This is a genomic window from Catellatospora sp. TT07R-123, assembly GCF_018327705.1.
GTDB lineage: Bacteria > Actinomycetota > Actinomycetes > Mycobacteriales > Micromonosporaceae > Catellatospora.
This window is the reverse complement of the sequence record NZ_BNEM01000001.1, coordinates 1,556,632-1,569,079: the sequence shown is the minus strand read 5'-3', so window position 1 is coordinate 1,569,079 and position 12,448 is coordinate 1,556,632. Positions and strand designations below refer to the sequence as shown.

The 12,448-nt window shown below is 72.6% G+C and carries 13 protein-coding genes; 6 read left to right on the top strand and 7 right to left on the bottom strand.

From position 1 onward, the window contains the following. Positions 1-45 precede the first annotated feature (45 nt). Positions 46-1,050, bottom strand: a complete 1,005-nt coding sequence (locus Cs7R123_RS06590) for an ABC transporter substrate-binding protein (protein WP_212824261.1) — start codon at positions 1,048-1,050, stop codon at positions 46-48. An 88-nt stretch (positions 1,051-1,138) separates the two neighbouring features. Here Cs7R123_RS06590 and panD point away from each other — a divergent pair, with 88 nt between their 5' ends. Continuing rightward, positions 1,139-1,552: an aspartate 1-decarboxylase gene (panD, locus tag Cs7R123_RS06585; protein ID WP_212824258.1), complete on the top strand. Its 414-nt coding sequence runs from the start codon at positions 1,139-1,141 to the stop codon at positions 1,550-1,552. Positions 1,553-1,604: 52 nt separating this feature from the next. On the opposite strand, the gene Cs7R123_RS06580 is transcribed toward panD, so the two are convergent. After that, on the bottom strand, positions 1,605-2,555 hold the full coding sequence (locus Cs7R123_RS06580) for a methionyl-tRNA formyltransferase (RefSeq protein WP_212824256.1): 951 nt from the start codon (positions 2,553-2,555) through the stop codon (positions 1,605-1,607). A 90-nt stretch (positions 2,556-2,645) separates the two neighbouring features. On the opposite strand from Cs7R123_RS06580, the gene Cs7R123_RS06575 reads away from it, so the two are divergent. The 3 genes from Cs7R123_RS06575 to Cs7R123_RS06565 all read left to right on the top strand — a co-directional run bounded on the left by Cs7R123_RS06575 (position 2,646) and on the right by Cs7R123_RS06565 (position 5,497). Continuing rightward, on the top strand, positions 2,646-3,947 hold the full coding sequence (locus Cs7R123_RS06575) for a lysine N(6)-hydroxylase/L-ornithine N(5)-oxygenase family protein (RefSeq protein ID WP_212824254.1): 1,302 nt from the start codon (positions 2,646-2,648) through the stop codon (positions 3,945-3,947). A gap of 138 nt (positions 3,948-4,085) precedes the next feature. Then, the gene (locus Cs7R123_RS06570; protein ID WP_212824252.1) at positions 4,086-5,066 is read left to right on the top strand and encodes a helix-turn-helix domain-containing protein; all 981 of its coding nucleotides are present in this window, start codon (positions 4,086-4,088) and stop codon (positions 5,064-5,066) included. A 62-nt stretch (positions 5,067-5,128) separates the two neighbouring features. Continuing rightward, positions 5,129-5,497 (top strand): hypothetical protein, encoded by a 369-nt coding sequence (locus tag Cs7R123_RS06565; protein ID WP_212824250.1) that lies wholly within the window; start codon positions 5,129-5,131, stop codon positions 5,495-5,497. Positions 5,498-5,631: 134 nt separating this feature from the next. On the opposite strand, the gene Cs7R123_RS06560 is transcribed toward Cs7R123_RS06565, so the two are convergent. Next, positions 5,632-6,234, bottom strand: coding sequence for an HAD family phosphatase (locus tag Cs7R123_RS06560; RefSeq protein WP_212824249.1), 603 nt, complete (start codon positions 6,232-6,234; stop codon positions 5,632-5,634). Continuing rightward, the gene (locus Cs7R123_RS06555) at positions 6,231-7,658 is read right to left on the bottom strand and encodes a hypothetical protein (RefSeq protein ID WP_212824248.1); all 1,428 of its coding nucleotides are present in this window, start codon (positions 7,656-7,658) and stop codon (positions 6,231-6,233) included. The genes Cs7R123_RS06560 and Cs7R123_RS06555 overlap by 4 nt, the downstream gene beginning before the upstream one ends. A 167-nt stretch (positions 7,659-7,825) precedes the next feature. Between Cs7R123_RS06555 and Cs7R123_RS06550 the strand changes: the two genes are divergently transcribed. Together Cs7R123_RS06550 and Cs7R123_RS06545 are read left to right on the top strand one after the other, a co-directional pair. Then, on the top strand, positions 7,826-8,110 hold the full coding sequence (locus Cs7R123_RS06550; RefSeq protein WP_212824247.1) for a hypothetical protein: 285 nt from the start codon (positions 7,826-7,828) through the stop codon (positions 8,108-8,110). A 272-nt stretch (positions 8,111-8,382) separates the two neighbouring features. Next, complete coding sequence (locus Cs7R123_RS06545) at positions 8,383-10,947, top strand: hypothetical protein (RefSeq protein ID WP_212824246.1); 2,565 nt, start codon at positions 8,383-8,385, stop codon at positions 10,945-10,947. A 48-nt stretch (positions 10,948-10,995) separates the two neighbouring features. Here Cs7R123_RS06545 and Cs7R123_RS06540 read toward each other — a convergent pair whose 3' ends face one another. From Cs7R123_RS06540 to Cs7R123_RS06530, 3 genes are all read right to left on the bottom strand, one after another. Continuing rightward, positions 10,996-11,583, bottom strand: coding sequence for a DUF3592 domain-containing protein (locus Cs7R123_RS06540; RefSeq protein WP_212824245.1), 588 nt, complete (start codon positions 11,581-11,583; stop codon positions 10,996-10,998). A gap of 61 nt (positions 11,584-11,644) precedes the next feature. After that, positions 11,645-11,914 carry a hypothetical protein gene (locus Cs7R123_RS06535; RefSeq protein ID WP_212824244.1) on the bottom strand — a complete coding sequence of 90 codons (270 nt, stop codon included), beginning with the start codon at positions 11,912-11,914 and terminating at the stop codon, positions 11,645-11,647. A 75-nt stretch (positions 11,915-11,989) separates the two neighbouring features. Beyond that, a complete protein-coding gene (locus Cs7R123_RS06530) occupies positions 11,990-12,421 on the bottom strand; it encodes a hypothetical protein (RefSeq protein WP_308442891.1) in 432 nt (143 codons plus the stop codon). Between the last annotated feature and the right edge of the window lie 27 nt (positions 12,422-12,448).

Here is a 12,448-nt window from a genome sequence, read left to right as displayed (position 1 = left end):
CGAAGGGGGCGGCCTCATGGCCGCCCCCTTCGTCATGACCTCAGGTCAGTGCGACAGGTCCTTGACGGCGGTCGCCGGGCTGCCGTCGGCCGCGGCGGCCAGCTCCGGCACGAGGATGTCGAGCGCGTACAGCAGCGCCTTGGGGCCGCTGTAGGACAGCGCGCCCGCGAGCGGCGTCTCGAAGGTGGTGTAGAGGGTCCGGTCGGTCTTCACCACGGCGAGGCGCGAGAACACGGCGGACTTGGCGCTGTCGGCCCTGGTCGCGCCGATGACGACCAGTACGTCGCGGTCGAGCAGGTCCAGCCGCTCCTCGCTGATCTCGTCCTTGGCGTCCTGGGTGGCGAAGCCGAGGGCGTCGAACAGGGCGCGGCGCGGGTCGCGGGCGCCGATCAGCCAGTGCTGGCCGTTCTCCGGTCCGTAGTCGACGACCAGGGTCTTGCCCGCGAACTCGGGGTGCGCCTTCTTCGCCGCGTCGACCTTCGCGTTGACCTGGTCGACGAGCGCCTGGGCCTCGGCGGCCCGGCCCAGCGCCCTGCCGGTGGTCAGCGTCTGCACGTCCCACGGGGTCTGCTCGTCGGGGTACGCGCTGGACTGCACGACGGTCGGCGCGATCTGCGTCAGCTTGTCGTACGTCTCCTTGGTGACGGTCTCGTAGATGGCGATGATCAGGTCGGGCTGCTGGGCGAGGATCGCCTCGTAGTTGATCTCGGCCGAGAAGGTCGGCAGCTTGACCCCGCCCAGCGCCTGCGCCACCCACGGGTACGTCGGGTACTCGGTGAACCACTCGCGGGTGCTGACCGGGGTGACCCCGAGTGCGAGGACGAAGTCCTGGTCGTTCCAGCCGACGGTGACGACGCGCTTGGGCTGCGCGGCGATGGTGGTGGCGCCGAACTTGTGGTCGATCGTCACCGGGAACGCCGCGGTCGCCGCCGACGCGGTGGGCTCGGCCTGGTCCGGGGTGGACGAGCAGGCCGTCAGCAGGCCGGTGGCCAGCAGCGTCGCGGCGGCCAGGCGCGCCATCGTGCCGCGCCGGGTGAGGGTGGAACCCATGTGGTGACTCCGTTCACGGGGGTGGTCAGGGAGTTGAGGGGGAACTTAGGATAGCATTACCTAACTTGCGATCCACGGAGGATGTTTCATGCAGCGCACACTGCTCGGCGGCAAGATCCACCGGGCCACGGTCACCCAGGCCGACCTGCACTACGTCGGCTCGATCACCATCGACACCGAACTCATGGCCGCCGCCGACCTGGTCGAGGGCGAGCAGGTGCAGGTCGTGGACGTCACCAACGGCGCGCGGCTGACGACCTACGCGATCGAGGGTCCCGCGGGCTCGGGCGTCATCGGCGTCAACGGCGCCGCCGCGCACCTGGTGCACCCCGGTGACCTGGTCATCATCATGTCCTTCCAGCAGATCGACGCCGCCGAGGTGGCCGCGCACCGGCCGCGGGTGGTGCACGTCGACGGGCAGAACCGGATCGTGGCGCTGGGCGCCGATCCGGCCGAGCCCGTGCCGGGCGCGCTCGACCAGCGCAGCGGCGCCCTCGTCTGACCTGCTCCGTCGGGTGTGGGCGGGCACCCGGCCGGGTGCCCGCCCACACCCGTCAGGGGGCCTGGGTCAGGTAGCCGCCCATGGTCCGGAAGACCTCGGCGGCGGGCAGCTCGGTGCCGTCGTCCAGGCGTACCCGCTCGATCCGCAGGCCGCGGCTGGTGCCGTAGCGGGCCTGCGCCCCGGCGACGATCACGACGCCGCCGTCCTCGGGGATGAAGACGCGCCCGGGGGTGCCGCCGTAGACGCCCCGCGACACCGAGGCTTCGATCACCCGCAGCCGCTGCCCGCGGTAGTAGGTGAACGCGTTCGGGTACGGATCGGACTGCGCCCGGACCAGCCGGTCGAGCTCCTCGGCCGTCCAGGTCCAGTCGATGCGGCTGTCCAGCTCGGACCGCTTGTGGTAGAAGCTGGCCTGGCCGCGGTCCTGCGGCGTCCAGTCAGTGCGGCCGGTGGCCAGCAGGGCCAGCCCGTCCACGGTGATCGGCCCGAACAGCGCCAGCGTCTTGTGGAACAGGTCGGTCGTGGTGTCGCGCTCGCCGACCGGGACCGCCCGCTGGAGCACGATGTCCCCGGCGTCGAGCTCGGCGTCCATCATGTGCGCGGTGACGCCGACCTCCTTCTCGCCGTTGAGCAGCGCCCAGATCAGCGGGGAGAAGCCGGCGTACCGGGGCAGCAGCGAGTCGTGCACGTTCAGGGTGCCCAGGCGCGGCAGCTCGAACACCTGCGGCGGGATCCAGGTGCGCCAGTTGGTCGCGACGATCACATCCGGCTGGGCCTGCGCGAGGCGTTCCAGCAGCTCAGGGTCGTCGGGCCGGTTGCGCAGCAGCACCGGTACGCCGTGGTCGGCGGCGAGGTCGGCCACGGAGTCGCTCCAGATCCGCTCGTACGCGTGGTCGCTGGGCGGATGGGTGACGACCAGCGCCACCTCGTGCTCGGGCGCCTCCAGCAGCGCTTTCAGGGTCCGGTGACCCCAGGTCTGGTATCCGAACATGACGACTCGCATGGCACCCCTCTAGACGCGGTATGCAGGCAAGGCTTACCTTGCTTAGGGTAGCCTAATCTAGCTCCCGCTGGTGGTACCTGGAAGGGACCCATGTTTACCTCGGCAGACGAAGTTCACGATCTCGTCGGTGTCGGCTTCGGGCCGTCCAATCTCGCCCTCGCCATCGCGTTACGCGAGCGGGGCGAGCACGGCAGCGCCGTCTTCTTCGAACGGCAGCCCGCCTTCGCCTGGCACCCCGGTCTGCTCATCGAGGGCACCACCATGCAGGTGTCGTTCCTCAAGGACCTCGCGACCATGCGCAACCCGTCCAGCGCGTTCAGCTTCCTGAACTACCTGCAGGACAAGGGCCGCCTGGCCGACTTCATCAACCACAAGACGATGTTCCCGTCGCGGGTGGAGTTCCACGACTACCTCGAATGGGCCGCCCGCCGCTTCACCGACCAGGTGCACTACGCCAGCGAGGTGCTCGCCGTGACCCCGGTCCGCGCGGGCGGCACCGTCACCGCCTGCGACGTCGAGGTCCGCCAGCACGTACGCGGGGGCACGCCGGTGGTGCGCCGCGTGCGTACCCGCAACCTCGTGGTCGCCACCGGGCTGCAACCGAGGCTGCCCGAGACGGTGACGTCCGGTCCGCGCATCTGGCACAGCAGCGAGTACCTGCACCGCGTCGACCGGCTGCGCGACCCGCGCCGCATCGTGGTCGTCGGCGCCGGCCAGAGCGCCGCCGAGGTCACCGACCACCTGCACCGCACGTTCCCCGGCGCCGAGATCTGCGCCCTGTTCAGCAAGTACGGCTACACCCCGGCCGACGACACCCCGTTCGCCAACCGGATCTTCGACCCGGCCGCGGTCGACGACTACTACGGCGCCCCGGACCAGGTCAAAGAGCTGCTGCACGGGTACCACGCGGGCACGAACTACTCCGTCGTGGACACCGAGCTGATCGTCGAGCTGTACCGGCGGGCGTACCAGGAGAAGATCCACCACACCGAGCGGCTGCGCATCATGAACGTGTCCCGGCTCGTCACCGCGACCGGCGACCACGACGGCGTGACCGCGGTGATCGAGCACCTGCCCACCGGCGCCCGGACCGAGCTGGCCGCCGACGCGATCATCTGCGCCACCGGGTACCACAGCGGCGACCCCCGGCGCCTGCTCGGCGAACTGGCCGACGAGTGCCTGACCCGGCCCGACGGGCGGCTGCGCATCGAACGCGACTACCGGGTGGCCACCACCGGCGCGCTGGCCTGCGGGATCTACGTGCAGGGCGCCACCGAGCACACGCACGGCCTGAGCAGCACCCTGCTGTCCAACGTGGCCGTGCGCGCGGGCGAGATCGCCCAGTCCATCGCGGCCCGCCCCGCGCACCGCCTGGTCGCCGCCGCCGCGTGACCGGCCGGCCGGCCGGGACGCTTCCTGGCCGGCCGACAGCTCGCATCGAATCCGCGCGAGGCTTGGACGGTCCGATCGCATCGAGTACTGTCACTGTGCCGGAAGTCGGGCATTCGCGAGGGCGGTCGGCGAACGGTCATGTCACAGGTGCTGGACACCGGCGGGGTCGCCGCCGCAGACCGGTTCCCGATGTGGAACGAGTTCCTCGCCCAGGCGGCCATGCCGGTGTCGGTCCGCACTTCGCACACAGCCGACTTCGACGCCACACTCCAGCTCCGCCGGGCCGGTGCGGTCGAGCTGCTGGAGATGCGGCATCCGCCACTCGACGTGGACCGGACTCCGAAGCTGATCCGCCGGTCCGACCCCGACGTGTATCACCTCGTGCTGAGCTCCGCCGGCGACCAGTACCTCACGCAGGACGGCAAGGAGGTCGTTCTCCGTCCGGGTGACATGACGCTCTACCACAGCTCGCGGGCCTTCAGCAGCCGTACGGATCCCCGGCTGGCGCGGGAGTCGGCCACCGTGCTGATGATCCCGTCGGCGGTGCTGCCGCTGCCGCAGCGGGTCGCGCGGGAGGTGGTGGCCACCCGGCTGCCCGGCGACGACCCGCTCACCGCGTTCGTGATCGACCACCTGCGCACCCTGCGCGGACACCTCGACCGGCTGGATCCGGCCGACGGCGTCAGGCTGTCCACGGTCACGCTCGACCTCGTCGGCCACCTGCTGGCCCGCCGGTTGGACGCCGAACGCCTGCTGCCGCCGGACACCAGGGATCGGGTGCTCTTCGCCCGCATCATCGCCTTCGCCGAGCGGCGGCTGGCCGACCCCGAGCTCAGCCCGGAGATGCTCGCGGCCGCCCACCACCTCTCGCTGCGGTCGCTGCACCGGCAGTTCGCGGCGCGAGGGCTGACGGCGGCCGGGTGGATCCGGGCCCGGCGCCTGGAGAACTGCCACCGCGACCTCGGCGACCCGCTGCTGGCCGACCGCCCGGTCGCCGCCGTCGCGGGCAGGTGGGGTCTCGGCCATCGCACGCTGGACCGGGCCTTCCGCAGGGCCTACGGCATAAGCCCGGCAGAGTACCGGCACGCGATGTCCACCTCCTGGCACGCGTTGTCGTAGCTGCTGTGCAGCGCCTTTCCGATACTTGCATCCACAGGTATCACTTCAAGGAGAGGTGTCTCGTGAAACGACTCTTCCGGGCGCTCGCCGTCGCCGCCGTCGGCATGGTTGCCGCGACCACGCTGGCGGCCACGCCGGCTCACGCGAGCGGGTACGGCGTGGGCTGGTACGGGATCTGGGCCTCCAGCGTCAACGTCCGCAACAACGGCGGCGACGCCTGCTACAACTACCCGGGCCCCGCCAACTGCCCGACCGTCCTCACCACGGTCAGCGCCCCGCAGCAGGTGTACGTCTACTGCCAGAAGGCGGGCGAGACCATCGGCGGCAACCCCTACTGGGTCTACGCCTACGCCAACGGGATGTACGGCTGGCTGGCCGGCTACTACACGGACAACGCGACCAACTGGATCGACGGCGTGCCGACCTGCTGACGGCGATCGCTGCGCGACCGGGGCCGACAGACCTCGGGGGTCTAGATCTTGTGCACTTTCCGTTGCCCCGGCGACAGAAAGTGCACAAGATCTGGACGGCCCCCGGTACGCGGACGCGCGGACGCGCGGCTCCGCTACTCGCCGTAGACCCTCCGTAGTTCGGTCAGGGTGGCGGGAGTGCTGGTGTGGTGCCACACCGCCATGCCGCCGGCCCGCGCGGGCTCCAGGTAGGCGGCGATGTCGTCGATGAACAGACACGCCTCGGGCGGCTCGGCGAGCCGGTCCAGCACGAGATCGAAGATCTCCGGGTCCGGCTTGCGCATCCCGACCTGGTCCGAGACGACCACCACATCGGCCCGCTCGTGCAGCCGCCACGGGGCGTACGGGTCGAAGTGCCCGGTGCCCCAGGAGTTCGACAGGATCCCGATCTTCACTCCGGTAGCCCGGATCCGGGCCACGGCCGCGAGCATCTGCTCGTCGGGCCGCAGCTCAGCCGCCATGCGAGCCAGCAGGCCCGGCGCGGGCACGCCGAGCCGGGCCGACACCTCCCGCTCGAACCGCGCCTGCCCGATGCCGCCGCGTTCGAGCGCGCGCAGCAGTTCGACCCCCTCGGCGTCCCTGGTCACCAGGTCCACCAGGGCGTCGTCGGCCAGTCCCTCCCGGCGCGCGAAACCGCGCAGCGCCTCCCAGAGGTCGCTGGTCAGGACGCCGCCGAAGTCGAGCACCAGCGCGGTCACGACAGCGCGCCCCGGGCGTCGGCGGCGACGGTGACGACATCGCGCCACAGGCTCTTGGCGGTCGGGGAGCCGGTGTCCGCCGCACGGCTCGACAGGGCGCGCAGCCGTCGGAGGTTGCCGGTGTGCTGCACCCGGGACACCAGGTCGAGCGCGGCCGAGGCGTCCGCGCAGGCGCCGTCGACCTCGTCGGCGCCGAGCCTGGCCTCCGCCCGGTCGATCAGCGCGGTGCAGCGGTGCCGCTGCATCGACGGGTCGAGCCGGGCGATGGCCAGGTCCAGCACCGGTTCGGCCTCGCGGTGGCGGCCGAGCCGGACCATGTCGCCGCCCTCGTACGCGGCCAGCTTGCCCAGGTTGAACACGCCGATGCCCAGCGACGCCGTCTCCGTCGGCTCGGCGGTGAGGGCCGTGCGCGACATCTCCAGCAGGGCGCGGCATGCCGAGAGGCGGCCGAGGGAGGCCGCGCGCTCGGAGGCGACGGCGGCGACCCAGCCGCGGGTCTCGTCGCTGGCGCCGCGCCGGGCCACCTCGCAGGCGTACTCCGCGAGGTCGAGGCCGGTTCGGTGGTCGCCGGAGCAGTAGGCCACGCCGAACGAGCGGCCGCCCAGGATGATCGCCTGGAGCTCCGCGTTGCCGGCGGCCTTGGCGGCCTCCCAGGCGAGGTCGACGTAGCGCCAGCCGTTCGCCTGGTCGCCCCGGTCCAGCAGGTAGAGCACGCCGATCAGCGCCGCCATCTCACCCATCACGGTGAGCAGCGAGGTGCGGACGGGTTCCGGTTGCAGGGCCGGGTCCACCGCGCCGGTCAGCCTCAGCTGCGCGTGTGCCGCTCCGAGCAGTTCCTCGGCCGGCATGTCCTGGTAGCTGCGGCGGTAGGCGGCGGCGACCGCGGACAGGTCGGCCACGCGCGCGGGGTCCACCCTGCCCGAGCGCCGCGCGGGTGACACCGAGCGGAGGACGCCCGAAAGGTCGTCGACCGGCCCCACCGCGGAGATCGCCGCGGCCGCGGTGACGAAGGTACGTCGGTACATGCTGCTCCCCGGCAGGTCCGCCGCGACGGACGGTGAGTAGTCACGGGCGAAACCGAGCTGGACCGGGCCGGTCTGGAACAGCCGGCACAGCAGGTCGCGGTAGTCGGCTCCGGCCCGGCCACCGGCCTCCCACTCCTTCCAGGACCGCTCATGCAGCCCCCGAGGACCGAGGCCGTGCCCGCGGCACAGCGCATGGACCTCGCGTACCCCCTGGGCGACCGTCCACCGGTGGGCGAGACGGAACGCCTTGAGCGGCCGGTGTCCGCAATGGTCGATGATCGCGGCCGCTACCGCCGCCAGGAGCCCGGCGGGCGGTGGGTCCGGCGCGCCGTGCGCCCGGAGCAGCTCGGCACGGATCGAGAACGCGCACTCGGCTTGATGGGTGCCGATGCCGGCCATCTGCCGCTCCCGGGGTGCGATCCTCGAACCCGACGCCTTCAACGCTAGTGGATGCGGCGCGTACGCGGTCGGTGTGAGCTTGTCTCCCTTCGGGTGAGCTTTGCTCTCACTGTCGGGCCCAGCGCGGCTCGCCCACGATGAACGGTGGTGGTGAAGAAGGCGATGTGATGGACGAGTGGAGCGGAATCCGCGCAGGTCTCGATGATCCTCCGATCGCCCCGCCCGAGGGGTGCATCGACCCGTACCTGTGGCAGTTGGCCAGGCAGCTGCTCAGCGACCACAGCCGGACCCCGTCCGGCGAGTGCGTCACGTGCCCCGGCTGGAAGCCGTGTCCCGGCCTCGCTCTGGCCAGGGACGGGCTGGCCACCGCGCTGGGGCAGTCGGTGCGCAACTCCGCCTACTGGATCGCGTACGCGCAACTGCACCGGCCCCCGGTCTCCCACGCGAGGTGAGGAAGTCCTCGGCGGTCCGGCCGCCTTCGTGCTGGCCGGGGTCACCGCACTGGTGGCAGCCGTTCTTCTGCGCGCCCGTCTCGTGCCGGAGCCGCAACCGCGTCCATGACCGGCCGCCGACCGTGCCGGCGAGGTCGGGCCCGTCCATCGCCGCGCAGTCGGACTGCCTCCCGGTGATCGTCGGCAAGCCGACTCCGCAGCGATGGACGTGATTCATGCGCGCTCCGTACGCTGTGCCCGCCCGAGGATCGTCCTCGATGGAGGGACCTGCGATGCGGTGGCTCACGATGACGGCGCGCGGGTTCACCGCCGCCCTGCTGTTCGGCTCGGCCATGCTGGCCACGGCCGCCCCGGCGCACGCCTCCGACGGCGGCCTGACGGTCGCGGTACGCGCCACCGATCCGCTAGCCCCGGTCGTCACCCTGACCAACGGCGGCATCGAGCCGTGCCAGGTCGCCGCGACCGAGCTCGGCACGCTGACGATCACCGCGCTGGCCCAGAGCGGTCAGGCTGCGGCCCCGATCGTGTTCAGCCCGGGGTTCGACGAGCCGCTGGCGACAGCCATCAGGCAGCAGTTGCGGACGCTGGAACCCGGCCAGTCCGTCGAGCTGAGACCGGCGGTCGTGCCGCTCGGGCCGACCGGCCACGCGCTGGAGAACATCGCCTACACCGGGCCGGTCGCGCCCACCGGGCTGCTGTACCCGGTCCGCGCCGGTGTCCCGCTGGAGCTCGCCGTCACCTACGCGATCCCGATCCCCGTCGGATCCGGACCGCCGCCGTGCGTCGTCACCGGTGCCGCCGTGATCGCCGCCCCGGCCGCTCAGCCGCAGGCGGCGGGCACGCGCGGCCGGCTGCTGTGGGCCGCCGTCGCCGTCGGGGCGCTGCTGCTGCTCATCCTGGTCGTCTGGCTGCTACGCCGCCGCCGCCGGGGCGCGGCCGCCGCCACGCTGATCGTCCTCGCCGTGCTGTCCGCGCCGGGCTGGTCGCAGCAGCCGGCCGAGGCGGTGGTCGTCATCCGCGACCCGTCGATCCAGGCGGCGTACGACGGCTGCATCGGTGTGCTCCAGCAGCCCGGACATGACCCGGCCGGGATCCTGCCGACGGTTCTCGGGGACGGCGTGACCGTGACCATCTTCCCGACGAGCGGCAGCAACCACGAGGGCGGCAGCAGCACGTCCGAGATGTACATCTTCTGGAACCCCGACGACCGCCACACCTACGAGGGCGCGGGCGGCAGCGCCGACCCGTGCACCACGCTCTACCACGAGCTGTTCCACGCGTGGGAGGACAGCCAGGGCGAGCACGGCATCCAGGACCTGCACGAGTGCATCACCCCGTCGGGCAAGCACACCGGGATCGGCATCAACGAGGTGCACGCCACGCAGGCGCAGAACCTGCTGCGCCGTGCGCTCGGCATGCCCCCGCGCAACTACTACGGCGACCACATCCTGCCGCCCGAGTGCCGCCCGTCGCAGCCGACCGACCCGGTGTGCAGCTCGGATGGTGAGTGCCCCGCCTCGACGGGCGAGCCGCACGTGCTCACGCTGGGCGGGCGCCGCTACGACTTCCAGGCGGCGGGGGAGTTCACCGCGCTGCAGGATCCGGCGGGCGGGTTCACGGTGCAGGTCCGGCAGCAGCCGTACCGCGACTCGAAGCATCTGGCCGTGAACACGGCGGTGGCGATGGACGTGGCCGGGGACAGGGTCGAGGTGCAGCTGACCCCGGCCGATGTCGCGGTGCTGGTCGGCGGGGTGCCGCGCCCGGACCCCATGACCGGGCTGGACCACGGCGGGCAGGTGCGGATCGGGCAGGGCGACGGCGGCCCGGTCGTCTCGGTGACCTGGCCGGACGGCTCCACGGTGTACGTCTCCGCCGTCGCCGGCGTCGGCCTCGACGTGTCGGTCGACCCGGTGCCCGCGCACGCCGCGTCGGTGGGCCTGTTCGCGAAGGAGCTGCGGGTACGCGACGGAGCGGCGCTGCCCGACGGCGAGCCGCCGTACGAGGCGCTCTACCCCGCCTTCGCCGACAGCTGGCGGGTCACCGACGCGACCTCGCTGTTCACCTACCCCGAGGGCCGGAGCACGGCCGGCTACACCGACCGGGCGTTCCCGCAGCGGGAGTCCGGCCCCGAACCCGACCCCGCCGCGGCGCAGGCGATCTGCGCCGGTGCCGGGGTCACCGCCCCGGCCGCGCTGGCCGACTGCGTGTACGACGTCAGCCACACCGGCCACCCGGCCTTCGCCCTGTCGGCGCGGGCCGGGCAGGCGTTCGCGGCGGGCCCGCGGCCGGGCGGCACCGTGCTGCTGCCCGCCACCGCCGACGTGTACCTGGGCGGCTCGGCCGCGGTGCCGTCGCTGCCGGGCGGGGCGGGCACCCGTCCGCTGGTGCTGCCGGTCTCCGGTGGCAAGGTGGCGACGTTCCCGCTGGTCACGGGTGCGCTCGGCCCGGCGGGCGGGGAGCCCGCCGACGGCCCCGACGGCGGCACGCAGTACCCGGACACCGAGATCACAGGCCTGAACGGGATCTCCGGCATCGTGCACCACAACCGGACGCTGTTCCTGGTCGGGGTGTTCCTGCCGGCCGGGGCCGCAGGCCAGAGCCCGCCCGCGGTCGACGTGACCGGGCAGGGCGAGCTGGCCGAGCTGCGGCCGGGCCTGGGCGAGCTGTTCGCGATCGGCGACGGGCGCACCGGCACCGGCACGTTGCAGCGGTTCGTCGCCCCGGCGGGCGCCGGTGTGCTGGTCGTCGGGTTCGCCGACGCGTCGTCGTTCCACGGCGAGCCGGGCTTCTACGCCGACAACACCGGCTCGCTGGCGGTGCGGACCGAGATCGGATGAGGCGGACGTGACCGCCGGGCCACCGGTCTGGCGGTCACCCGGTGCCCGCTACTTGCAGGAGACCTGCTGGCCGTCGATGGTGCACTGCTGGAAGTCGCCGAACGGGTCGTTGCCGAACGGGCCGTTGTCGAAGTCCGTCGAGTTGCCCATGTCGTTGCGGAAGTCGTCGAACTCCCGCTGCGCCGAGCAGGCGAACGTGGCCATCAGCACGAGCACGACCACGCCGATGACACCGACGACGATACCGGCCACACCGCCGGAGCCCCGGCCCTGGCCCGAGGTGATCTCGATCTGCTCGGGCCGGTCGGGGTGCACCCGCAGCGGCACGGTGGAGCCCACGATGAACGAGCGGTTGCTGGCGGCCGGGCCGACCGCGGTGACCTCGGTGCCGTCCTGCGCCCGGTAGCGGACGACCGGCCGGAACGTGATGCTGGTGCGGTGGTGCCCGTCGTGGTGGTGCGAGTGCGACTCCATCTGGTTGTCCACCACGGTGCCGGTGGTCACCCGGCCCACCTCGCGCAGCTCCTGCGAACGGGCCACCTTCCGGCTGCCCTGGATCGCGCCCCAGACGACGACCCCGCCGATGACCAGCAGCACCACGAAGAACAGTGCGAAGAACGGCCCCGTGAATTCCATGACCGCGTACGGTAGCGGAGGCCCGCAACAGCCGCTGGCCCGTTGCGTGACCAGCGCCGGATCACGGATCGGTGTCCCTGGCGGCACGGATGCGGCAGACCGGGCAGGTCCCCGTGTCGGCGCAGGTGCAGGGCTCGGCGGCCAGGGCGGTGTCGACGGCGGTCAGGGCCGCGCGGGCGGTGCCCAGTGCGTGGCTGACCTGCCGTACGCGGGCCAGGGCGGCGCCGACCTGGCGGCGGGACGCGTCGAGGCGCTCGTACTCCTCGGGGCTGAGCAGGATGAACTCTTCGCCGTCCACAGTGGCGCGGCGCGGGGGCGGTGCTTTGGGCATACCCACTCGTGGTTTCCGCTCATGGGGTGGTCGGCGGCGCGGGACGCCGCCGACCACCCGCCGGTCAGGGTGCGGTCAGGGTGCGGTGATGGACGGTGCCGCGCCCGCGCCGAAGGCCCAGCCCTCGACGGTGCCCGGCGCCGGGTTGTAGCTGCTGGCGCCCGACGAGCTGTACGTCCAGGCGGCGCCGTGGGTGCTGGCGTGCCAGTACGACCAGTACGCCGTCGCGGGCGGCGTGTTCACGCACGCCTGCTGCGCGGCGGTCGGGAGCCCGTTGATGCGGCAGACGAACGCCAGGCCCCAGCGCTGCGTGCCGGCGACGGTGAACCCGCCGCCGGTCAGCGCGGTCAGGCCGCTGGTCGGGTCGCCGGGCGCGCACGCGGTGACGACGCCGCCGCCCAGCGAGGCGAAGTCGACGACGACGGTGACGCCGGTGCTGCCGGAGCAGGCGGCCGCGTGCGCGGCGGGAGCCTGCACCAGCACGGCGCCGGTGGACAGGGTGAGCATGCTGAGCAGGGCGGTCAGCGCCCGGCC

Excerpts from the sequence above, each read along its gene's own strand:
- Cs7R123_RS06550 (WP_212824247.1), top strand. The coding sequence starts at position 7,826 with ATGGACGAGTGGAGCGGAATCCGCGCAGGTCTCGATGATCCTCCGATC.
- Cs7R123_RS06580 (WP_212824256.1), bottom strand. The coding sequence starts at position 2,555 with ATGCGAGTCGTCATGTTCGGATACCAGACCTGGGGTCACCGGACCCTG.
- Cs7R123_RS06535 (WP_212824244.1), bottom strand. The coding sequence starts at position 11,914 with ATGCCCAAAGCACCGCCCCCGCGCCGCGCCACTGTGGACGGCGAAGAG.
- Cs7R123_RS06545 (WP_212824246.1), top strand. The coding sequence starts at position 8,383 with ATGCGGTGGCTCACGATGACGGCGCGCGGGTTCACCGCCGCCCTGCTG.
- panD (WP_212824258.1), top strand. The coding sequence starts at position 1,139 with ATGCAGCGCACACTGCTCGGCGGCAAGATCCACCGGGCCACGGTCACC.
- Cs7R123_RS06570 (WP_212824252.1), top strand. The coding sequence starts at position 4,086 with ATGTCACAGGTGCTGGACACCGGCGGGGTCGCCGCCGCAGACCGGTTC.
- Cs7R123_RS06555 (WP_212824248.1), bottom strand. The coding sequence starts at position 7,658 with ATGGCCGGCATCGGCACCCATCAAGCCGAGTGCGCGTTCTCGATCCGT.
- Cs7R123_RS06540 (WP_212824245.1), bottom strand. The coding sequence starts at position 11,583 with ATGGAATTCACGGGGCCGTTCTTCGCACTGTTCTTCGTGGTGCTGCTG.
- Cs7R123_RS06590 (WP_212824261.1), bottom strand. The coding sequence starts at position 1,050 with ATGGGTTCCACCCTCACCCGGCGCGGCACGATGGCGCGCCTGGCCGCC.
- Cs7R123_RS06530 (WP_308442891.1), bottom strand. The coding sequence starts at position 12,421 with ATGCTCACCCTGTCCACCGGCGCCGTGCTGGTGCAGGCTCCCGCCGCG.
- Cs7R123_RS06575 (WP_212824254.1), top strand. The coding sequence starts at position 2,646 with ATGTTTACCTCGGCAGACGAAGTTCACGATCTCGTCGGTGTCGGCTTC.